This is a genomic window from Qipengyuania flava (assembly GCF_019448255.1).
Taxonomy (GTDB): Bacteria; Pseudomonadota; Alphaproteobacteria; order Sphingomonadales; family Sphingomonadaceae; genus Qipengyuania; species Qipengyuania flava_A.
Genome location: NZ_CP080410.1, coordinates 2,384,680 through 2,402,314 on the forward strand (window position 1 = coordinate 2,384,680; position 17,635 = coordinate 2,402,314).

Annotated in this window: 32 protein-coding genes; 20 read left to right on the forward strand and 12 right to left on the reverse strand. The window is 64.3% G+C overall.

The window, feature by feature from the left end:
* Positions 1-46: 46 nt before the first annotated feature.
* From KUV82_RS11860 to pspF, 9 genes are all read right to left on the reverse strand, one after another.
* Entirely contained in the window at positions 47-745 is a 699-nt protein-coding gene (locus KUV82_RS11860; RefSeq protein WP_219954471.1) for a DUF448 domain-containing protein, read from the reverse strand.
* Positions 726-2,390, reverse strand: coding sequence for a transcription termination factor NusA (nusA, locus tag KUV82_RS11865; RefSeq protein ID WP_219954472.1), 1,665 nt, complete (start codon positions 2,388-2,390; stop codon positions 726-728). The genes KUV82_RS11860 and nusA overlap by 20 nt, the downstream gene beginning before the upstream one ends.
* Positions 2,390-2,953, reverse strand: a complete 564-nt coding sequence (gene rimP / locus KUV82_RS11870; RefSeq protein ID WP_219954473.1) for a ribosome maturation protein RimP — start codon at positions 2,951-2,953, stop codon at positions 2,390-2,392. Before rimP ends, nusA begins: the two co-directional genes overlap by 1 nt.
* Before the next feature lie 177 nt (positions 2,954-3,130).
* A complete protein-coding gene (locus tag KUV82_RS11875) occupies positions 3,131-3,424 on the reverse strand; it encodes a hypothetical protein (protein WP_219954474.1) in 294 nt (97 codons plus the stop codon).
* 85 nt (positions 3,425-3,509) lie between these two features.
* Entirely contained in the window at positions 3,510-4,115 is a 606-nt protein-coding gene (locus KUV82_RS11880; RefSeq protein ID WP_219954475.1) for a hypothetical protein, read from the reverse strand.
* Positions 4,116-4,149: 34 nt separating this feature from the next.
* Complete coding sequence (locus KUV82_RS11885) at positions 4,150-4,842, reverse strand: aquaporin (RefSeq protein ID WP_219954476.1); 693 nt, start codon at positions 4,840-4,842, stop codon at positions 4,150-4,152.
* Positions 4,829-5,251 carry a VOC family protein gene (locus tag KUV82_RS11890; protein ID WP_219954477.1) on the reverse strand — a complete coding sequence of 141 codons (423 nt, stop codon included), beginning with the start codon at positions 5,249-5,251 and terminating at the stop codon, positions 4,829-4,831. Before KUV82_RS11890 ends, KUV82_RS11885 begins: the two co-directional genes overlap by 14 nt.
* A gap of 12 nt (positions 5,252-5,263) precedes the next feature.
* Positions 5,264-5,596, reverse strand: coding sequence for an ArsR/SmtB family transcription factor (locus tag KUV82_RS11895; protein WP_219954478.1), 333 nt, complete (start codon positions 5,594-5,596; stop codon positions 5,264-5,266).
* A gap of 52 nt (positions 5,597-5,648) precedes the next feature.
* Positions 5,649-6,683, reverse strand: coding sequence for a phage shock protein operon transcriptional activator (gene pspF, locus KUV82_RS11900; RefSeq protein ID WP_219954479.1), 1,035 nt, complete (start codon positions 6,681-6,683; stop codon positions 5,649-5,651).
* Positions 6,684-6,849: 166 nt separating this feature from the next.
* Between pspF and KUV82_RS11905 the strand changes: the two genes are divergently transcribed.
* The 14 genes from KUV82_RS11905 (at position 6,850) to KUV82_RS11970 (ending at position 11,623) form a co-directional block, all read left to right on the forward strand.
* Positions 6,850-7,002, forward strand: a complete 153-nt coding sequence (locus KUV82_RS11905; RefSeq protein ID WP_219954480.1) for a hypothetical protein — start codon at positions 6,850-6,852, stop codon at positions 7,000-7,002.
* Positions 7,003-7,097: 95 nt separating this feature from the next.
* Positions 7,098-7,895, forward strand: a complete 798-nt coding sequence (gene pspA / locus KUV82_RS11910; protein ID WP_219956316.1) for a phage shock protein PspA — start codon at positions 7,098-7,100, stop codon at positions 7,893-7,895.
* Between the two features lie 5 nt (positions 7,896-7,900).
* On the forward strand, positions 7,901-8,197 hold the full coding sequence (pspB, locus tag KUV82_RS11915; RefSeq protein ID WP_219954481.1) for an envelope stress response membrane protein PspB: 297 nt from the start codon (positions 7,901-7,903) through the stop codon (positions 8,195-8,197).
* Complete coding sequence (gene pspC / locus KUV82_RS11920; protein ID WP_219954482.1) at positions 8,194-8,568, forward strand: envelope stress response membrane protein PspC; 375 nt, start codon at positions 8,194-8,196, stop codon at positions 8,566-8,568. Before pspB ends, pspC begins: the two co-directional genes overlap by 4 nt.
* A gap of 27 nt (positions 8,569-8,595) precedes the next feature.
* Entirely contained in the window at positions 8,596-8,901 is a 306-nt protein-coding gene (locus KUV82_RS11925) for a hypothetical protein (RefSeq protein WP_219954483.1), read from the forward strand.
* Positions 8,898-9,239 carry a hypothetical protein gene (locus tag KUV82_RS11930; RefSeq protein WP_219954484.1) on the forward strand — a complete coding sequence of 114 codons (342 nt, stop codon included), beginning with the start codon at positions 8,898-8,900 and terminating at the stop codon, positions 9,237-9,239. The genes KUV82_RS11925 and KUV82_RS11930 overlap by 4 nt, the downstream gene beginning before the upstream one ends.
* The gene (locus tag KUV82_RS11935; protein ID WP_219954485.1) at positions 9,239-9,547 is read left to right on the forward strand and encodes a hypothetical protein; all 309 of its coding nucleotides are present in this window, start codon (positions 9,239-9,241) and stop codon (positions 9,545-9,547) included. Before KUV82_RS11930 ends, KUV82_RS11935 begins: the two co-directional genes overlap by 1 nt.
* Positions 9,547-9,861 carry a hypothetical protein gene (locus KUV82_RS11940; RefSeq protein ID WP_219956355.1) on the forward strand — a complete coding sequence of 105 codons (315 nt, stop codon included), beginning with the start codon at positions 9,547-9,549 and terminating at the stop codon, positions 9,859-9,861. The genes KUV82_RS11935 and KUV82_RS11940 overlap by 1 nt, the downstream gene beginning before the upstream one ends.
* Positions 9,858-10,142, forward strand: coding sequence for a hypothetical protein (locus KUV82_RS11945; protein ID WP_219954486.1), 285 nt, complete (start codon positions 9,858-9,860; stop codon positions 10,140-10,142). The genes KUV82_RS11940 and KUV82_RS11945 overlap by 4 nt, the downstream gene beginning before the upstream one ends.
* A gap of 31 nt (positions 10,143-10,173) precedes the next feature.
* Entirely contained in the window at positions 10,174-10,416 is a 243-nt protein-coding gene (locus KUV82_RS11950; protein ID WP_219954487.1) for a hypothetical protein, read from the forward strand.
* Entirely contained in the window at positions 10,413-10,589 is a 177-nt protein-coding gene (locus KUV82_RS11955; protein ID WP_219954488.1) for a hypothetical protein, read from the forward strand. The genes KUV82_RS11950 and KUV82_RS11955 overlap by 4 nt, the downstream gene beginning before the upstream one ends.
* 41 nt (positions 10,590-10,630) lie before the next feature.
* Positions 10,631-11,038 (forward strand): SufE family protein, encoded by a 408-nt coding sequence (locus KUV82_RS11960; protein WP_219954489.1) that lies wholly within the window; start codon positions 10,631-10,633, stop codon positions 11,036-11,038.
* Position 11,039: 1 nt separating this feature from the next.
* On the forward strand, positions 11,040-11,390 hold the full coding sequence (locus KUV82_RS11965; RefSeq protein ID WP_219954490.1) for a YbaN family protein: 351 nt from the start codon (positions 11,040-11,042) through the stop codon (positions 11,388-11,390).
* Positions 11,391-11,464: 74 nt separating this feature from the next.
* Positions 11,465-11,623 (forward strand): YqaE/Pmp3 family membrane protein, encoded by a 159-nt coding sequence (locus KUV82_RS11970; RefSeq protein WP_219954491.1) that lies wholly within the window; start codon positions 11,465-11,467, stop codon positions 11,621-11,623.
* 16 nt (positions 11,624-11,639) lie between these two features.
* On the opposite strand, the gene KUV82_RS11975 is transcribed toward KUV82_RS11970, so the two are convergent.
* The 3 genes from KUV82_RS11975 to KUV82_RS11985 form a co-directional block, all read right to left on the reverse strand.
* Positions 11,640-11,963 (reverse strand): hypothetical protein, encoded by a 324-nt coding sequence (locus KUV82_RS11975; protein ID WP_219954492.1) that lies wholly within the window; start codon positions 11,961-11,963, stop codon positions 11,640-11,642.
* Positions 11,964-12,053: 90 nt separating this feature from the next.
* Positions 12,054-12,572, reverse strand: coding sequence for a sterol desaturase family protein (locus KUV82_RS11980; protein WP_219954493.1), 519 nt, complete (start codon positions 12,570-12,572; stop codon positions 12,054-12,056).
* Positions 12,573-12,623: 51 nt separating this feature from the next.
* Positions 12,624-13,049 (reverse strand): acyl-CoA thioesterase, encoded by a 426-nt coding sequence (locus KUV82_RS11985; protein ID WP_219954494.1) that lies wholly within the window; start codon positions 13,047-13,049, stop codon positions 12,624-12,626.
* Positions 13,050-13,140: 91 nt separating this feature from the next.
* Between KUV82_RS11985 and leuC the strand changes: the two genes are divergently transcribed.
* The 6 genes from leuC (at position 13,141) to KUV82_RS12015 (ending at position 17,633) form a co-directional block, all read left to right on the forward strand.
* On the forward strand, positions 13,141-14,592 hold the full coding sequence (leuC, locus tag KUV82_RS11990) for a 3-isopropylmalate dehydratase large subunit (RefSeq protein ID WP_219954495.1): 1,452 nt from the start codon (positions 13,141-13,143) through the stop codon (positions 14,590-14,592).
* Positions 14,593-14,605: 13 nt separating this feature from the next.
* Positions 14,606-14,764, forward strand: coding sequence for an isopropylmalate isomerase (locus KUV82_RS11995; RefSeq protein WP_219954496.1), 159 nt, complete (start codon positions 14,606-14,608; stop codon positions 14,762-14,764).
* A 26-nt stretch (positions 14,765-14,790) separates the two neighbouring features.
* Positions 14,791-15,636 (forward strand): N-acyl homoserine lactonase family protein, encoded by an 846-nt coding sequence (locus KUV82_RS12000; RefSeq protein WP_219954497.1) that lies wholly within the window; start codon positions 14,791-14,793, stop codon positions 15,634-15,636.
* Positions 15,636-16,241: a 3-isopropylmalate dehydratase small subunit gene (gene leuD, locus KUV82_RS12005; RefSeq protein ID WP_219954498.1), complete on the forward strand. Its 606-nt coding sequence runs from the start codon at positions 15,636-15,638 to the stop codon at positions 16,239-16,241. Before KUV82_RS12000 ends, leuD begins: the two co-directional genes overlap by 1 nt.
* A complete protein-coding gene (locus KUV82_RS12010) occupies positions 16,238-17,236 on the forward strand; it encodes an NADPH:quinone oxidoreductase family protein (protein WP_219954499.1) in 999 nt (332 codons plus the stop codon). The genes leuD and KUV82_RS12010 overlap by 4 nt, the downstream gene beginning before the upstream one ends.
* Before the next feature lie 70 nt (positions 17,237-17,306).
* A complete protein-coding gene (locus KUV82_RS12015) occupies positions 17,307-17,633 on the forward strand; it encodes a DUF1476 domain-containing protein (protein WP_219954500.1) in 327 nt (108 codons plus the stop codon).
* The last annotated feature ends 2 nt before the right edge of the window (positions 17,634-17,635 follow it).

Here is a 17,635-nt window from a genome sequence, read left to right on the forward strand (position 1 = left end):
CTCGTTTCTCTTCTTCGTCTCGTTCAGTTCGTCGGTCGGCGCGCGGTCAGGCGCGCCCATCAGCGGCGGGCAGATCGTGCCCCAGATAATGCATGAGGCGCGTCAGGGGCTTCATGACCCGTGCGGCCGCTGCGTCATCGGCCAGCGCCAAGTGGACGACATTGTCGCGGCCCAATGCCACAGACAAAGCGTTCCGGTCCAGAGGCAGTTCGAGGCCGCGCTCGCCAGAGCCTTCCGCCTCGCGCCCAACGCGCCAGGCCTGGTCCAGCTTCTTGCGTCCATCCTCGCTTGCATCGCTCGCGTGGAGCAACAGCGCCACAACGCCGCCGCGCGCCTGTTCGGCAATGCGCGCGGTGCCCAATATAAGGCGTCCGACGCGCATTTCGAGGCCGAGCCGGTCGAGCACTACGCGCCTGAGCGCATTCTCGATCAGGTCGGGCAGGTTCTCCGGCAGTTCGAGGTCGCCGGTCTTGAAGGCCCGCGCGAGCGCACCCTTGAGCTTGCCGCCGGCCTGAGCCTCGGCAAGCTCATGCTTGGTGACGCCGATCCAGGCACCGCGCCCGGGGGCCTTTTCCTGCGCATCGGGCAGCACGAGGCCTTCCGGCGAAGCGACCAGCCGCACGAGCGTGTCGCGCGGGGCCACCTCTCCGGAAAGGATGCAGCGCCGTTCGGGCTCGGAAGCGTTCCGGGCCTTCGGGGCTTCAGCGATGTCGGGGCTCAGGCGCTCATTGGGTGGAGTCCGCATCGGCGGCCTCCTGCGTGTCGGTTGCTTCGGCAGCTGCCGGAGCTTCCTCTTCGTCTTCGAACCAGTGCGCGCGGGCAGCCATGATGATCTCGTTGCCTTGCTCTTCGCTCAAGCCGTATTCGCCCAGCACGCCGCCCTTGTCCTGCTCGCGCATCGGACGATCGCGGCGCATCGGCGGGCCATCGGCGTTGTTGCGGCGACGCGGGGCTTCGCGCTTCTTCTGGATCAGCTCGTCGGTGGCGAGGTCGGCCACGTCGTCGAGGGTCTTGAGACCCGCCTTGCCGAGCGTCACCAGCATGGCTTCCGTCATGTGGGGCAGTTCGGCGAGCGCGTCTTCGACGCCCAGCTCGCGGCGCGTTTCGCGGTGCGCGGCTTCCTGGCGATCGATCGCTTCCTGGGCGCGGCTCTGGAGTTCCTCGGCCAGTTCTTCGTCGAAGCCTTCGATGCTGGCGAGCTCTTCAAGCTCGACATAGGCGACTTCTTCGAGTTCGGCGAAGCCTTCGGCGACGAGCAGCTGCGAGAGCGTTTCGTCGACGTCCAGTTCCTCTTCGAACATCTTGGAGCGCTCAGCGAATTCCTTCTGGCGCTTCTCCGAGGCTTCTTCCTCGGTCATGATGTCGATCTGGTTGCCGGTCAGCTGGCTGGCGAGACGCACGTTCTGGCCGCGGCGGCCGATCGCGAGCGAAAGCTGGTCGTCAGGCACGACCACTTCGATGCGGCCATCTTCCTCGTCGAGGACCACGCGGCTGACCGTGGCCGGCTGCAGCGCGTTCACGATGAAGGTCGCGCCGTCTTCCGACCAGGGGATGATGTCGATCTTCTCACCCTGCAGTTCCTGCACGACGGCCTGGACGCGGCTACCCTTCATGCCGACGCAGGCGCCGACGGGGTCGATGCTGGAATCGTGGCTGATCACGCCGATCTTGGCGCGGCTTCCGGGATCGCGGGCGGCGGCCTTGATCTCGATGATGCCATCGTAGATTTCGGGCACTTCCTGCGCGAACAGCTTCTTCATGAAGTCGGGGTGCGCGCGAGACAGGAAAATCTGCGGGCCGCGGTTGTTGCGCTCCACCTTGGTGATGAGCGCGCGGACACGCTCGCCGACACGGGCGGCTTCGCGCGGGATCTGCTGGTCGCGGCGGATGACGCCTTCGGCACGGCCGAGGTTGACGATCACATGGCCGAATTCGACCGACTTGATCACGCCGGTGATGACTTCGCCTGCGCGGTCCTTGAACTCGTCGTACTGGCGCTCACGCTCGGCATCGCGGACCTTCTGGAAGATCACCTGCTTGGCCGACTGCGCGTCGATACGGCCGAGGTCGACCGGGGGCAGCGGGTCGACGATGAAGTCGCCGATCTTGGCGTCTGCCTCGAGCTTCTGCGCGGCCTTCAGGTCGACCTGCTTGAAGTAGTCTTCGACTTCCTCGACCACTTCGACCACGCGCCACAGGCGCAGGTCGCCGGTCTGCGGGTCGAGCTTTGCACGGATGTCGTTTTCCGCGCCGTAGCGGTTGCGCGCCGATTTCTGGATCGCTTCTTCCATCGCTTCGATGACGATCGACTTGTCGATCATCTTTTCCGAAGCGACCGAGTTTGCGATCGCGAGGAGTTCAGCCTTGTTGGCGGAAATGGCACTGGCCATCAGTCGTCTGCCTTCTCTTCAGTTTCGACGATTTCGTCGGCACCGCTCGTGTCGAGCGGCTGGGTGGCGGCAATCAGTTCGTCGGTCAAGACGAGCTTCGCCGAATGGATCTGGTTGCGGTCGAGCTTCACCTCGCCCGCCTTTGCGTCTTCGATCACGACCATGTCGCCATCGAGGCCCTTCAATTCGCCCTTGTAATTGCGCTGGCCGTCGTAGCCCTTGGCCATCGAGACCTTGGCCTCGTGCCCGGCCCAGTTTGCGAAATCCTTCGCGCGGGTCAGCGGACGGTCGATGCCGGGCGAGCTGACTTCGAGGTGATAGGCGCCTTCGATCAGCACTTCGCCGGCTTCTTCCAGCGCGTCGATCCGGTCGGACACACGGCGCGAAAGCGCGGCGCACTGTTCGATGACCAACTGGCCGGTGGCGGGATCTTCGGCCATGATCTGCAGCGCCTCGCCGCCGTCGCCGGCTTCCGAGGGCATCATCTTCACGCGCACGAGTTCAAAGCCGAGCGCCTCTGCCTCGGGTTCGATCACTTCGGTCAAGCGTGCCAGATCGGCCATTCAGTCTCCAAATACGTGCCCAATGCGACAACCGTGTGGCTCAAAGCCTTTGTGGCCGGCCCCTCGCGGCGCCAGCCCCTTCAGTGTCGCGACAATGTCGGGATGGGCAGCTAGATAGGCGCGAGTCCCGCGAAAAGCAACCAAGCTTTGCGCGAGCGTCGCATTATCCGGTCCGGCCTAGTTGCAGAAGCGTTCGATCTGCGCGTCGAGATGCGCGATATTGGCTTCGCGGTTCTGCTCGACCGAGCGTTCCCACTCCTCTTCGGCGAGGCGCTTGAACTGTGCGCACTGGACGGCGTCCGCCTCGGCCTTGCTCTCGGCCATGGCCTGGTTGATGCTCTTGCCGTCGAGCGCTTCCATTTCCTGGTTCATGTAATTGTCGACGTTGCGCGGGGCGGAAACCGAATAGGCTACCCAACCGGCAATCGCGACCGTTCCAGCAAGACCCAGTGCACCTTTTACAATATCCATGACAATTCCCCAGTCAGCCTTGGGGAATACTGTAGCGCGGCAATGTAAAGGCTTCCCTAAACGGGAATACCCGGCTGGCCGGGACTTACTCGGCGCCGGTCATGGCCTCGATCATGTCGGGATCGGCTTCGACGCGGCTGGTCGCCATGCCCCCGATCAGCGGCCATACGAAAGGCGGCGTGACCACCCCGACGGCAAAGGGAATGCGCGAGGACAGCCACAGATCGACCGGATCGGGACGGTCCGCGCCGGGGCGCTGGAGATAGGCAACGCCAAGGTCGATGTCGGGATCGGCCGGATCCCAGTCGATCAACTGGCAGCTTGCCCCGATACGCTCCACCTCGCTGGCCGAACCGTCGGCCGCAACCCGCACCCGCAGGTGCCCGCCTGCAAACACCGCGGTGTCATCGGCTGGCATAGACAGGCGGTAGACCTGCGTCACACCGTCCGGCGCGTCGAGGGCAACGAGCCGCCCGGTCCCGCCCTCGCACACGGCATGGCCGCTCGCGGCGATGGCCGCTTGCGCCGCGGCAAGGGCCGACGAGGCCTGCGGCGGCGCTTCGTCCAATGCGAAGCCGATCGCGCGCGCGGTGGCTTCGGCGCCGGTCAGCGAAATCTCGCCGGCATCTTCGGCAGCGGCGGGCATGGCAGCGCACAGCAGCGCGAATCCGAGGGGAAGGATGGTCTTCATGGACTTTGTGTTTAGCGCAGGCGAGAGCGCCCGCCTAGCTGCGCTGCACCTGCGGCTCGAACAGCCAGCGGCAGATGAGCCAAGCGAGGACCGCCCCTGCAAACTGAGCAGCAACGAAGCCCGCCACATCGGCCGGCGCGATGCCTGAGAAACTATTGGTGAAGGCGCGGCCCACCGTGATTGCGGGGTTCGCAAAGCTGGTCGAACTGGTGAACCAGTAACCAGCTGTAATATAGAGCCCCACCGCAGGCGCGACCCAGTCCGGGCGCGAGCGCAGGCAGCCGAGGATCGTGAACAGCAGGCCGAAGGTCGCGATCCCCTCGCCCAGCCATTGCCCCTGGCCCGTGCGGATGTTCTCGCTGAACTGGAACACCGGGGCTTCGAACATGGCATGGGCGGACCATACGCCAAGCAGGCCGCCAGCGAGCTGCGCCGCCAAATAGGCGACGGCAAGCCCCGGACCAATTTCGCGGCGCAGGGCGAAGACGAGCGTGACGGCAGGATTGAAATGCGCCCCCGACACCGGGCCGAGCGCGGCTATCAGGACGAACAGGATCGCGCCGGTGGCGATCGTATTGCCGAGCAGCGCGATGGCGACGTTCCCGCCTGCCAGCGTCTCGCCCATGATCCCCGAGCCGACCACGGTCGCGAACAGGAAGAAGCTCCCAAGCGCCTCGGCAGCGAGCTGGCGATCGGCGGACGGGCCGCGCGCTTCAGCAACAGCCATGGGCGGCAACGCTTGCGGCTTTGGCAACGGGGGCCGGCTTCCCATAATCGCCCGTGCGCTCGTGGGTCAGGAAATTTTCCCAGCGAATGCCCGAGGGATCGGCTGTCCAGTTCTTGGTCGAGCGCGCATAGCAGCACTGTGTTTCGCCTTCGTCCAGGACTGCCGCCTGCGTGCTGGCGACCCGGTCGAACTGAACGGCCAGTTCGGCCTCGTCCTCGGCCTGGACGCCAAGATGCGACAGGCCGGTTGCGCCGCTGCCCTGCTCTACGACGAAATTGACCCGTGGCTCGTCGAGCAGCCACTGGAGGTAGCCGTCGCGCTCGAGCGTGGGCTCATGCGCAAAGAAGGCGCTGTAGAAACGCTTCGCGGCATCGAGGTCGGCAGCGGTGAGACTGATATGAATTCTCATTGGGGAGTCCCTCTATTCTGGTGCGCAGGTGCCCAGCGGATCGTCGGCGCAGCAATTTTCATGAAGATAGGCCACCAGGCCAGCCATGGCGCCGAAATCGGCTCGATAGATGATGGAGCGGCCGTCGCGCTCGTCACTGACCAGACCTGCGTTTCTCAGGTTGGCGATGTGGAACGACAGCGAACTGGGCGCGAGATCGAGCTTGTCGGAGATCGCACCAGCCGGAAGCCCGCCAGCACCTGCCCTGACCAACACACGAAATATCGCCAGGCGGTGGTCATGGGCCAGCGCGGCGAGGCGCTTGACCATGGTCGCATCGGCGAGCTGGGTGGCTTTCGTTTCCATATTTCAAGAATAGTCGAAATATGGAGCACGTCAAGCCGTTGCGGGAATTTCCTCAATCCTCCGCGAGCGCGTGCTTCTTGATGCAGTGCCGCAGCTGGTCATAGGTAAGGCCGAGCGCCTTGGCCGTCTGACGCTGGTTCCAGCGATGCTTGCCGAGCGCATGCTCGACAATGGCGCGTTCGTGCGCGTCGACCGCAGCGCGCAAATCGTCGACATGTTCGAGATCCGGCGCTGCAGGAGCGGCCTGTCCGGCCGCCGGTGCAGGAGCAGCCGCTGCCCCGCCGGACTGGACAGGCGGCGGGTTGAACGGCTTCCACGGACTGTCGAAGGGATCGAAGACGACATGCCCGATGGGCTCGTCCCAATCGTCCCAGCGATAGATTGCGCGTTCGACGACATTGCGCAGTTCGCGCACATTGCCGGGCCAATCGTGGTTCGCCATTTCATTTGCGACGTGCGATGCGAAGCCCGGCCAGCCCTCCCAGCCAAGCTCTGCCGCCATGCGCCGCCCGAAGTAGTCGGCCAGCACTTCGACATCGCCTTCGCGCACACGCAGCGGCGGCAGGGTGATGACCTCGAAGCTCAGCCGGTCCAATAGGTCGGCGCGGAATTCTCCTCGCGCGGCCTTGGCGGGCAGGTCCTCGTTGGTGGCGGCGACGATACGCACGTCGACGCGGGTCGGGCGGTTCGAACCGATCCGGGTAACTTCGCCATATTCCACAGCGCGCAGCAGGCGTTCCTGTGCGCTCATCGACAACGTGCCCAGTTCGTCGAGGAATAGAGTGCCCTTGTCGGCTTCTTCGAACCGTCCCTCGCGCGCTCTGGTAGCACCAGTGAACGCGCCCGCTTCGTGACCGAACAATTCGGCTTCGATCAGCGTTTCGGGCAGCGCGGCGCAGTTCATGGTGACGAGCGGTTCGTCCCAGCGCGTGGAAAGGCGATGCAGGCGTTCGGCGATCAGTTCCTTGCCGGTTCCGCGCTCGCCGATGACCAGGACGGGGCGCCGCATCGGAGCCGCGCGGCTGGCGCGCTCGACCGCATCGAGGAAGGCGCCGGACTGGCCAATGAACTGATTTTCCCGCTCCATGGCCAAGATATAGGAATTTCTCCCAATGCTTGGCAACGAAAACCAACATGTCGTTCGTCGAAAAGGCAAAAACCCTTGGATTCCTCCCGTTTTTCCGGTTTGGCACGGGCTTTGCTGAACATGGGACAACAGCAACACGGCCTACCGGCCAATCGGAGGAAATCCCATGTACAACCGCAGCTTCTTCAGCAGCCAGCTCGGACAAGCCGCCATCGCCAGCGTCGCTGCCATGGCGACGTTCGTCCTGCTGAGCTCGCAGATCGCGGTTACCGCACCCACGCCGGTAGTGGCCGCCTACGAACAGGTCGAGATCGCATGACCCTGCCTCCCGACCATGATCCCCTTGGGCCGGAGCGTCTCTCCCCCGACAGTCCCCGCGGCAGCAATGCCGACGATGCTTCGGCCCGCCCCCGCTTGTCGCGCATCGAGGAAGAGGTAGAACGGCTGCGCCGGTCACCGACTCCGACCCGCGACGGCGGTCAGGCGAAGGGATCGAACTTTTTTGCCAACGGAGCACCCCTGATGGGCATTTTCAGCCGTACCCGCGATATCATCGCCGCCAATTTCAACGACATGCTGGACCAGGCAGACGACCCCCAGAAGATGATCCGCATGATCATCCTCGAAATGGAGGAAACGCTGGTCGAAGTGCGCGCAAGCGCTGCCCGCACGATCGCGGACCAGAAGGAAATGCACCGCCACACGGTCAAGCTGGACAAGCTCCAGGCCGATTGGAACGAGAAGGCGCAGCTCGCCATCTCGAAGGATCGTGAAGACCTCGCCCGCGCCGCTCTCGTCGAGAAGAAGAAGGCGTCGGACATGAGCGAGCAGCTCAAGCAGGAAATCTCGGTGCTCGACGATGCCCTGCGCGCCTACGAACAGGACATCCAGAAGCTGCAGAACCGCCTGCGCGAAGCCCGCAGCCGCCAGTCGGCGATCGCTGCCCGGCTCGAGAGCGCGGAGAACCGCGTCAAGCTGCGCAGCCTGATGACCAACGAACGCGTCGACGATGCGCTCAGCCGCTTCGACCAGCTCGAACGCCGCGTCGACTATGCGGAAGGCCGCGCCGATGCGCTGAGCATTGCCGACCAGTCGGACAAGCCGAGCCTGGCCGACGAGATCGCCGCGCTGGAAGGCGCCGACGCGATCGATGACGAACTTGAACAGATGAAAAAGGCGCTGGGCAAAGGCAGCGCCGGCAAGGAGGACTGAACCCCATGGAAGAGATCATTATCATACCCGCCATTTTCATCGGGCTTCCGTGGATCATCCTTCACTACATCACGAAGTGGAAGACGGCCGCGACCATCACCACCGATGACGAAGTCCTGCTGGAAGAGCTCTACAGCCTCGCCAAGCGCCTCGACGACCGGATGGATACGGTCGAGCGCCTGGTCGCCAGCGACAACCCCGAATTTCGTCCCGCGCGGCTGATCGCCGACAGCGAACAGGACAACCAGCAGCTGCGCGAACTCGAACAGCTGATGGCCGAGAAGAAAGGAGTAGCGAAGTGAACAGCCCCCGCACCACGCTCTACCGTGACAAGCAGAACGCGAAGTTCATGGGCGTCCTGTCCGGGATCGCCGACTACACCGGCGTCAACGCCTTCTGGGTCCGCCTGGGCTTCCTGATCCTCGCCATCTCGATGGGCTGGCCGATCCTCGCCTACTTCGTGGCAGGGCTCCTGCTGAACAAGAAGCCGGCTCACCTCTACGTCGACAACGACGAGCAGAAGTACTGGCAGCGTGTCCGGCAGAACCCGAAGCGCACGGCCCGCGAAATCCGCAGCCGCATGAAGGACGTCGATCGCCGCCTGGCGGAAGTGGAAACCTTCTACGTCAGCAGCAATCCGCGCCTCACGGCCGAAATCGAACGCCTGCGCTAAGCCGCACCATCGAGGGGAGTTATTAGAATGGGACTGGAAATACTCGTACCGCTCGCGCCCTTCATAATGGTGCTCGGCATCATCTGGCTGGTGAACAACCGCAAGCTGGAAGAGAAGCGCATCAGCGCGACGGCGGAGGCCAGTTCCGAGAAGGCAGCGCAATACGCCAGCCGGGTCGGTGAGCTCGAAGAGCGGGTGAAGGTGCTCGAACGCATCGTCACCGACCGCGGCTACGACATCGCCACCCAGATCGAGGCCCTTCGCGACCAGCGCGAGGTCGAGGAAAAGGGCTCGGGCGTGCCGCTGGAAATCAAGCAGGGAGAGAAGGCGTGAACTGGGGCAGCCCCGAATTCGTCATCGCGATCGTCGCGCTGAGCATGGCTGGCTGGGTCGTGAACAACTGGATCCGCGCCAAGCACGGCTACCCGCTCGAAGACGAGTGGGGCGGCAAGACCGAACGCGGCGACAGCGCCGAAACCAAGGCCCTGAAAGCGGAGAACCGCGAGCTGCACGACAAGCTCGACACCATGCAGGACCGCATGATCGTGCTGGAAAAGATCGTGACCGACCGCGGCTATTCGCTGCGCGACGAGATCGAGGCCCTGCGCGACAAGCCCTCGGCCACCGACGCCGGCGTCCCGCTCAACATGAAATCCGGAGAGAAAGCGTAATGGAATTCTTCACCGAAACCGCGATCATCGCCGGCGTTGCCATCATGACCGGCGGCTGGGTTGCGACCACCTGGCTGCGCATCAAGAACGGCTATCCGCTGGAAAACAGCTGGGGCAAGGCGGTCTATCCCAAGAACGACCAGGCGGTCGAACGCGTCAAGCTGCTGACCCAGGAAAACGCGGAACTGCGCGCCGAACTCGGCTCGCTCAAGGACCGGCTCGGCAATGTGGAGCGCATCGTGACCGACAGCGGCTACCACCTGACCCATGAGATCGATCGCCTGCGCGACGGCAAGGAAGCCAATTGATGGACGGCGATCTCATCCTGATCTTCGGCTTCATCATCACCATCGTCACGATGGCGCTGATCACAGCCCAGATGATCCACCGCCGCGTGGTCCGCCACGACGAGCGCAAGCTCGAGCTCAAGGCGCGGATCGAAGAGGCCAAGGCCGGCCAGGTCGGCAAGGGCAGCGCCGATTACGTCAAGCTCGAAGAGCGCGTCCGCGTGCTCGAACGGATCGCAACGGACGGCAACAGCAACCTTGCCGCCCAGATCGAACAGCTGCGCGACCTTAACGAGATCGAGGACCTGACCTCGACACGGGAGCGCGCGCAATGAGTTGGCCGTTCGCCGTCGTCTGCATCGTCCTGATCGTTGCGATCGGGAAAGTCATGGCGGCGAAATACCGCGCGCAGGCCGGGATCATCGAAGACCGGCACGGCAACCAGCAGCGGGTCGAGAAGGAAAGCGATCCCGAGGCCCAGCGCGAGATTGAAGAACTGCGTGAACGAATAAAGGTGCTGGAGCGGATCGCCACGGACGGCAACTCGCTCGACGCACAGGAAACGAAGAGGATTTCGGCCGAGATCGAGGCCCTGCGCGACAAGCAGGCGGATTGAGGCGGAACGGGTTCAAGGAGGACATGAGGTGATGTTCGAACCGACTATGATCATTGCAGGCGCTTCGCTGGTCGGGCTGACCATCGTGGCAGGCGCCCTGCTCAGGGCCTGGCACGGCTGGCTGGCGTTGAAGCGGCAGGAGCTCGAACAGCACATGGCTCCCGAAAGCGAAGCCGGCACCGGTTCGTCCATGGGCGCAGCGCGCATCGAGCTCGCCGACCTCAAGGAGCGGATCAAGAAGCTCGAGGCGATCGCCAGCGGAGTGGACCTTTGACCGTCGCCCGCACCGACGCCGCCCGCGCCGGGATTGGCCTTGGCAGCGCCATCGCGGTCGCGATCAGCTGGAGCCTGCACTCATCTATCATCTGGGCGGCGATCCACGGCTTCTTCGGCTGGTTCTACGTTGCCTACTATGCGTTCACCCGCCCTGGCGGGCTGGCTGGCTGAGGCCGATGGACGCGCGCCGGACGGCCCGCTAAGGGCGCGCCATGCGCACACTTTCCGACATTGCCGAAGAATATGAGTTCCTCGAGGGCGACGAACGTTATCGCCTGCTGATCGAGCTGGGCCGCGAACTGGAGCCCATGCCCGACGCGCTCAAGACCGATGCGACGCTCGTGCGCGGATGCAGCGCGCAGGTCTGGGTCTATCCCACCGGCGAGAGCGACAAGCTGCACTTCCTTGCCGACAGCAACGCGGCCATCACCAAGGGCATCGTCGCGCTGGTGATCGCAGCGGTGCAGGACCAGCCGGCCGGCGACGTCGCGCAGATGGATATTGCCGAGGCGCTCGAACCCTTCGATCTCAAGAACCAGCTGTCGAGCAACCGCACGCAGGGCGTCCCCAACATGATCGCGCTGGTGCAGGAACACGCTGCGCGGATCGCGGCGGGATGAGATGAAGCGGCCGATCTACAAGGCGCTGGGGTTTACCGCGCTGGGCCTCGGCGCCATCGGCGCGGCCCTGCCGATCATGCCGACGGTCCCGTTCCTGCTGCTGGCCGTGTTCTTCTTCGCCCGCTCCAGCCCGGAGCTGGAGCAAAAGATCCTCGATCACCCGCACTGGGGCCCGCAGGTGCTCGACTGGCGCGAACGGCGCGCCATCAGCCGCCCATCGAAGATCATGGCGATCGGTGCGATGAGTGTTGGCGCCGTCTTCACATACTTCACGCTCGGCCACCCCTGGTACTGGGTCTCCGTCGCCATCCTGGTGATCTGCGGAAGCTGGATCGCCACCCGCAACGAATGACTTTCTCGGAACACGGCGCAGGCTAAGCCGTTGAGAAACCATACGACGGGAGGGCAGACGAAAGGACACCCTCCATGGCTATTCTGATTCTCATTGCGACCATCCTGCTCCCCCCGCTTGGCGTGGCAGCGAAGCACGGACTGGGCGCGACGACGCTGCTGAACCTCGTGCTGACCCTGCTCGGCTTCATTCCGGGCCTGATCCACGGGCTTTACGTGAACTACGCCCGCTAAGCGGCGCGCAGCAGCTTTAGAAAAGCATCCCGGAGGCCGGGACCGTTTTGGCGGTCTCGGCCTCTTCCGGCTGGGCGATGCCCTGTTCGCGGTGCATCTCGAAGGTCCCGTTCATGTCGAGCAGGCTCCAGACTCCCGAGACAACAAGGCCGTCATTCGAAAGCTGCCCCACGTAATCGACCGGGTTTTCGTAGCCGCTTGGTGCGTCGGGATAGATCTTGGTGAAATCCACGGCCCGGGCCGAGCGGTGTCCCGCGATTTCCGCTCCGAGAGTTTGCGTCGGCCGGTAGATGTCCGGCTCGATGATCGAGCCTGAAAACTGCCCGCCCGCCTCGGTCACTCGCAAGCGGAAAGGCGTCGTCGATGCCCCTCCCGGATAGCTGAAACTGCCGTCCCAGTCGCCGGTGAGGTCGTAGGGATCGGAAATGGATCAGGCCCCGGCGCTGTCGCGCACGACGGCGATACCCGCCTCGCGCTGGCGCTTGAGTTCCGCCTTGAGCTTGGCCGGATCGCGGGCAAAGACGAAGCCGAAGCTGACCCCGCCTTCCTTGCCGATGGTCGCATGGTGCAGCTTGTGCGCCTGCACGAGCCGTTTGGCGTAACCCTTCTTCGGCACCCATTTGAAGTAGCGCTGGTGGACCAGCCCGTCGTGCACCAGCGTGTAGATGATGCCGTAGAACAGGATGCCGAGGCCGATCCAGGTTCCGGGCCACCAGGCTGCGGCGCCCATGATCATCTCGCTGCCGATCGCGAACATCGAAATGCTCATTGCTGCGCCGACGATGGCGTAGAGATCGTTCTTCTCAAGCACGTTGTCGTGCGGTTCGTGATGGTCGCGGTGCCACCCCCAGCCGAAGCCATGCATGATGTACTTGTGGCTCGCCCAGGCGACCCACTCCATCGCGAAGACGGTGGCCAGGACAATCAGGGCGGGAACGAGGAAATCCATGAGCGCCGATATAGGCCCTGCCAGCGCTGTGGCAAAGCCCGGAGCTGCGACCTATTCGCCGGTGTAAGCCTGCTGCTTGCGCGGAAGGCCGAAGAACTTTTCCGCGACATCGCGGCTGATGCGCGCGGGGCGCAGGCTTTCCGCATCGATGCAGCACCACATGCTCTGCACTTCGGCGAGCACGTCTTCGCCGCGGCGAATCACCGTGTTGTAGAAGCTGCGTGCGCCGGCGATCTTTTCCAGCACCGTTTCGGCAATCACATCGTCATCGAGGAAGGCCGGCTTGCGGTAGGTAATCTCGTGCTTGAGCGCGACCCACGCCTTGCTGGCGACCTCTTCGGCCGGGGCAAGGTTCTGCCAATGCGCCAGCACCGTATCCTGCACCCAGTTCAGGTAGCGCGCGTTGTTCACGTGCCCCATGAAGTCGATATCGTCGGGGAGGACCTTGATCGGAAAGGAGAACGGCTTTGCTGACATGAGTGTCAATAAAGCAGAGAAAGGTTAAGTTTGGAAGACTCTGGATTTGCCTTTTTGCAGGCGTGGCAAAGCTGCCGCACACTTCGCCGCGATGGCCAGCAAACCGCGCACACTTTACGAGAAGATCTGGGACAGCCACGTCGTCGAACGACGCGATGATGGCACCTGCCTTCTCTATATCGATCGCCACCTCGTCCACGAGGTCACGAGCCCACAAGCCTTCGAGGCCCTGCGCCTTGCCGGACGGCCCGTGCGACGCCCCGACCTCACGCTGGCGGTGCCCGACCACAACCTGCCGACCACCGCGCGCCTTGCACCCGACGGGTCCCGCCTGCCGATCGAGGACAGGCAGAGCGCGGCCCAGCTCGCCGCGCTCGAACGCAACGCGCCCGAATTCGGGATCGACTATATCGACGCGGTCGCGCCCGCGCAGGGCATTGTCCACGTGGTCGGCCCCGAACAGGGGTTCTCGCTCCCCGGCGCGACGATCGTCTGCGGCGACAGCCATACGGCTGCCCACGGCGGTGTTGGTGCCCTCGCCTTCGGTATCGGAACCAGCGAGGTCGAGCATGTGCTGGCCACGCAGACCCTCCAGCTGCGACAGTCGAAATCGATGGAAGTGCGGGTCGAAGGATCGCTCGGCCCCGGCGTCACGCCCAAGGATCTCATCCTCCACATCATCGGCGTGATCGGTACGGCCGGCGGCACCGGACACGTGATCGAATACCGCGGCAAGGTGTTCGAGGAGATGAGTGTCGAAGGCCGCCTTACCGTATGCAACATGAGCATTGAAGGCGGCGCGCGCGCCGGGCTGATCGCGCCCGACGACACGGTGTTCGCCTATCTCAAGGGTCGCCCCTACGCGCCCAAGGGAGAGGATTGGGAGCGTGCCGTTGCCTGGTGGCGCTCGCTTGCCACCGACAACGGCGCGGTGTTCGACAAAAGCGTCGTGATCGATGCCGCGGATGTCGAGCCGACCGTCAGCTGGGGCACCAGCCCCGAGGACGTGGTGCCCGTCGGGGGCCGGGTGCCCGATCCCGAAAGCTTTCCCGACCCCTCCAAGCAGGAAGCCGCACGCAAGAGCCTCGACTACATGGGGCTCGTCCCCGGAACCCGGATCGAGGATATCCCTGTCGAGAACATCTTCATCGGCAGCTGCACCAACAGCCGCATCGAGGACCTGCGCTCGGCCGCCGAGGTTCTCAAGGGCCGTACCAAGGCGCCCGGTGTGCGCTGGGCGATCGTCGTGCCCGGTTCGGGCCTCGTGAAGAAGCAGGCGGAAGAGGAAGGTCTCGACCGCATCTTCACCGACGCCGGTTTCGAATGGCGCGAACCGGGGTGTTCGGCCTGCCTTGCGATGAACCCCGACAAGGTCCCGCCGGGCGAGCGCTGCGCCTCGACCAGCAACCGCAATTTCGTCGGCCGCCAAGGCCCCGGATCGCGCACCCATCTCGTCAGCCCCGCCATGGCCGCGGCCGCCGCTGTCACCGGTCGCCTCGCCGATGTCCGCACGCTGGCCCCTTGCCAAGCCGATCACGGCTGACCATTGAGGATGGATGACCAAGAAGCTTACCGGAAAAGCCGCCGTAGCCGGCGCCATCGGATCGGCTGCCATCGCCGCCGCCCTCCTCTACGCAAGCAAGCGCAAGGAGCGGAAAAACAAGCCGAATCAGCCGGGCACCATTCCGTCGGGGGAGAATCCCGAAACCGACTAGGGGCGCGCGTCAAAGGGGAGAGAGACATGCTGCCGAAATCCACGCTTCTGGCGGGCCTGTTGGCCGCCATCGCCATGCCCACCGCGGCTCAGGACGCACCGGACATCGAGATGTGGCGCCTCGACTGCGGCACGATCGAACTCAGCGATACGGCCCCCTTCTCCGACACGCACCTCTACGACGGCGAAAAACGGACCTTCACCGACAGCTGCTATTTGATCCGCAACGGCAGCCGGTACCTGCTGTGGGATGCGGGCCTTCCCGCAGCGCTGAAGGGCACCAGCAATACGAGCGGCGTGTTCACCGTTTCGGTCGAGAGCACGATTGCCGAACAGCTCAAACAGCTCTCGCTTTCACCCGCAAACATCAATTTCGTCGGCATCAGCCACTACCATTTCGACCATGTCGGCCAGCTGCCTGAATTCCCGACGGCCACGCTGCTGATCGGGGCCAACGACTGGGCTGCCGTGCAGGCCGCAGGCGGCGAGGGATCGGCGATCGATCCCGCTCCCTTCGCGCCCTGGCTTCCTGGCGGGGTCGATGGGGTGGTCGAGCCGGTGGCCGGTGACCGCGACGTCTTTGGCGATGGCAGCGTGCGCATGGTGGCCATGCCCGGCCACACGCCCGGCCACACGGCCCTGGTGGTCAAGCTGCCCCAGTCGGGCACCTACATGCTCACCGGCGACCTCTATCATTTCGAAGAGCAGATCGCGAACGAGGGCGTGCCAGCCTTCAACACCAACCGCGCCGATACGCTCGCCTCGATGCACCGTTTCAACCAGATGGCCGACAACCTCGATGCAACGGTCGTGATCCAGCACGATCCGCGCCACCTTGTCCGCCTGCCCGCCTTCCCGGAGAGCGCCCGGTAATGAAAGCCGTTTCGACCATTTCCGGCCGCGCCATTCCGCTCGGCCTCAAGAACATCGACACCGACGTCATCATCCCTGCTCACTGGCTGAAGACGGTCAGCCGCGAAGGGCTTGGCAAGGGCGCGTTCGAGACCATCCGCGCGGCCCCCGGCAACCCCTTCGACGTGGAGGATTTCGCCGGCGCACCGATCCTGATCGCGGGCGACAATTTCGGCTGCGGTTCGAGCCGTGAGCACGCGGCCTGGGCCATGCTCGACATGGGCCTCACCGCCGTGATTGCGCCGAGCTTTTCCGACATTTTCGCGGGCAACGCCTTCAAGAACGGCATCCTCGCGGTCGAATTGCCGCAGGAGCAGGTCGATCGCCTGCTCGAGGTCGCCAAGGAACACCCGGTCACGATCGACCTCGAAAACCAGGTCGTCACTACGCCGTTCCAGGACCGCTTTGCGTTCGAAATCGATCCGTTCCGCAAGCGCTGCCTGCTCGAAGGGCTCGACGAGATCGGGCTGACGCTGGCAAGCGAAGGCGCAATCACACAACACGAAAACCAGCGCGAGGGCGCCCTGCCCTGGCTGGACAAACCCAACAGGAGAGATGCAGCGTGAAGGCAGTCCTTTCAAAGGAAGTCGGTGGCCCCGAAACCCTCGTGGTCGAGGACATCGCCGAACCCACCCCCGGCAAGGGCGAGGTCCTGGTCAAGGTTGCCGCCTGCGCGATCAACTTTCCCGACACTCTGATCATCCGCGACATGTACCAGTTCAAGCCGCCGCGCCCGTTTGCGCCGGGCGGTGAAATCTCCGGCACGATCGAGGCGCTGGGCGAAGGCGTCGAAGGCTTCGCCGTGGGCGACAAGGTGATGTGCGGTGTCGGCAATGGCGGCCTGCAGGAAAAGGTCGCGGTAGCCGCTGCGCGCCTGTTCAAGGTTCCCGACGGGATCGACCTCGTAAAGGCCAGCGCGCTGTTGATGACCTATGGCACCACGATCCACGGCCTCAAGGACCGCGGCGACATCAAGGAAGGCGAAACCGTCCTCGTGCTCGGCGCGGCGGGCGGTGTCGGCCTTTCGGCGGTCGAGCTGGCCAAGGCCTATGGCTGCAAGGTCGTGGCCGCGGTTTCGACCGAGGAAAAGGGTGAAGTGGCCAAGAAGCACGGCGCCGACGAAGTCGTGATCTACCCCCGCGCCCCGTTCGACAAGGATACCTCCAAGCAGCTCGCAAATGACTTCAAGGCGGCGGTCGGCCCCGAAGGCGCGCACATCGTCTATGACATCGTGGGTGGCGACTATTCGGAACCGGCGCTGCGTTCGATTGCCTGGGAAGGCCGTTTCCTCGTGATCGGTTTCCCGGCCGGCATCGCCAAGATGCCGCTCAACCTGACGCTGCTCAAAAGCTGCGATATCCGCGGCGTGTTCTGGGGCGCCTTCACCGCGCGCGAGCCGGAGCGCAACCAGAAGAACATCGAAGAGCTCTTCGACCTCTGGAAAGCGGGCAAGATCGACCCGCTGGTCAGCGAGACCTACCCCATCGAGCGCGCGCATGAAGCCATCGCCAAGCTCGAAAACCGCGGGGCCATCGGCAAGCTCGTCGTGACGATGGAATAAGCGCCCTTGCAGCGCTGGGGGGCGGAGCCTATTCCGGCTCCGCAACCTTCCATCCCCCGAGAGGACTGACATGACCGATTTCAAGGATCGCGAGCGCGGCGAAGAAGCCAAGTTCGCCTTCGACGAGGAAAACGCCTTCAAGATCGCGGCGCGCCGCAACCGCCTGGTCGGTGAATGGGCCGCTGGGCTCATGGGCCTGACCGAAGAGGAAACCGACGCCTACAAGAAGGCCGTCGTTCAGGCCGACTTCGAGGAAGCGGGCGATGAAGACGTGATCCGCAAGCTGCTGGGCGACCTCACCGCCGCCGAATGCGATGTCAGCGAAGCGGACATCCGCGCCAAGCTGGAAGAATGCGCAATCGAAGCGCGCCGCCAGTTCATGAGCAGCGAAGGCTGATC

Excerpts from the sequence above, each read along its gene's own strand:
- KUV82_RS11860 (WP_219954471.1), bottom strand. The coding sequence starts at position 745 with ATGCGGACTCCACCCAATGAGCGCCTGAGCCCCGACATCGCTGAAGCC.
- nusA (WP_219954472.1), bottom strand. The coding sequence starts at position 2,390 with ATGGCCAGTGCCATTTCCGCCAACAAGGCTGAACTCCTCGCGATCGCA.
- rimP (WP_219954473.1), bottom strand. The coding sequence starts at position 2,953 with ATGGCCGATCTGGCACGCTTGACCGAAGTGATCGAACCCGAGGCAGAG.
- KUV82_RS11875 (WP_219954474.1), bottom strand. The coding sequence starts at position 3,424 with ATGGATATTGTAAAAGGTGCACTGGGTCTTGCTGGAACGGTCGCGATT.
- KUV82_RS11880 (WP_219954475.1), bottom strand. The coding sequence starts at position 4,115 with ATGAAGACCATCCTTCCCCTCGGATTCGCGCTGCTGTGCGCTGCCATG.
- KUV82_RS11885 (WP_219954476.1), bottom strand. The coding sequence starts at position 4,842 with ATGGCTGTTGCTGAAGCGCGCGGCCCGTCCGCCGATCGCCAGCTCGCT.
- KUV82_RS11890 (WP_219954477.1), bottom strand. The coding sequence starts at position 5,251 with ATGAGAATTCATATCAGTCTCACCGCTGCCGACCTCGATGCCGCGAAG.
- KUV82_RS11895 (WP_219954478.1), bottom strand. The coding sequence starts at position 5,596 with ATGGAAACGAAAGCCACCCAGCTCGCCGATGCGACCATGGTCAAGCGC.
- pspF (WP_219954479.1), bottom strand. The coding sequence starts at position 6,683 with ATGGAGCGGGAAAATCAGTTCATTGGCCAGTCCGGCGCCTTCCTCGAT.
- KUV82_RS11905 (WP_219954480.1), top strand. The coding sequence starts at position 6,850 with ATGTACAACCGCAGCTTCTTCAGCAGCCAGCTCGGACAAGCCGCCATC.
- pspB (WP_219954481.1), top strand. The coding sequence starts at position 7,901 with ATGGAAGAGATCATTATCATACCCGCCATTTTCATCGGGCTTCCGTGG.
- KUV82_RS11925 (WP_219954483.1), top strand. The coding sequence starts at position 8,596 with ATGGGACTGGAAATACTCGTACCGCTCGCGCCCTTCATAATGGTGCTC.
- KUV82_RS11935 (WP_219954485.1), top strand. The coding sequence starts at position 9,239 with ATGGAATTCTTCACCGAAACCGCGATCATCGCCGGCGTTGCCATCATG.
- KUV82_RS11940 (WP_219956355.1), top strand. The coding sequence starts at position 9,547 with ATGGACGGCGATCTCATCCTGATCTTCGGCTTCATCATCACCATCGTC.
- KUV82_RS11945 (WP_219954486.1), top strand. The coding sequence starts at position 9,858 with ATGAGTTGGCCGTTCGCCGTCGTCTGCATCGTCCTGATCGTTGCGATC.
- KUV82_RS11950 (WP_219954487.1), top strand. The coding sequence starts at position 10,174 with ATGTTCGAACCGACTATGATCATTGCAGGCGCTTCGCTGGTCGGGCTG.
- KUV82_RS11960 (WP_219954489.1), top strand. The coding sequence starts at position 10,631 with ATGCGCACACTTTCCGACATTGCCGAAGAATATGAGTTCCTCGAGGGC.
- KUV82_RS11965 (WP_219954490.1), top strand. The coding sequence starts at position 11,040 with ATGAAGCGGCCGATCTACAAGGCGCTGGGGTTTACCGCGCTGGGCCTC.
- KUV82_RS11970 (WP_219954491.1), top strand. The coding sequence starts at position 11,465 with ATGGCTATTCTGATTCTCATTGCGACCATCCTGCTCCCCCCGCTTGGC.
- KUV82_RS11980 (WP_219954493.1), bottom strand. The coding sequence starts at position 12,572 with ATGGATTTCCTCGTTCCCGCCCTGATTGTCCTGGCCACCGTCTTCGCG.
- KUV82_RS11985 (WP_219954494.1), bottom strand. The coding sequence starts at position 13,049 with ATGTCAGCAAAGCCGTTCTCCTTTCCGATCAAGGTCCTCCCCGACGAT.
- leuC (WP_219954495.1), top strand. The coding sequence starts at position 13,141 with ATGGCCAGCAAACCGCGCACACTTTACGAGAAGATCTGGGACAGCCAC.
- KUV82_RS11995 (WP_219954496.1), top strand. The coding sequence starts at position 14,606 with ATGACCAAGAAGCTTACCGGAAAAGCCGCCGTAGCCGGCGCCATCGGA.
- KUV82_RS12000 (WP_219954497.1), top strand. The coding sequence starts at position 14,791 with ATGCTGCCGAAATCCACGCTTCTGGCGGGCCTGTTGGCCGCCATCGCC.
- leuD (WP_219954498.1), top strand. The coding sequence starts at position 15,636 with ATGAAAGCCGTTTCGACCATTTCCGGCCGCGCCATTCCGCTCGGCCTC.
- KUV82_RS12015 (WP_219954500.1), top strand. The coding sequence starts at position 17,307 with ATGACCGATTTCAAGGATCGCGAGCGCGGCGAAGAAGCCAAGTTCGCC.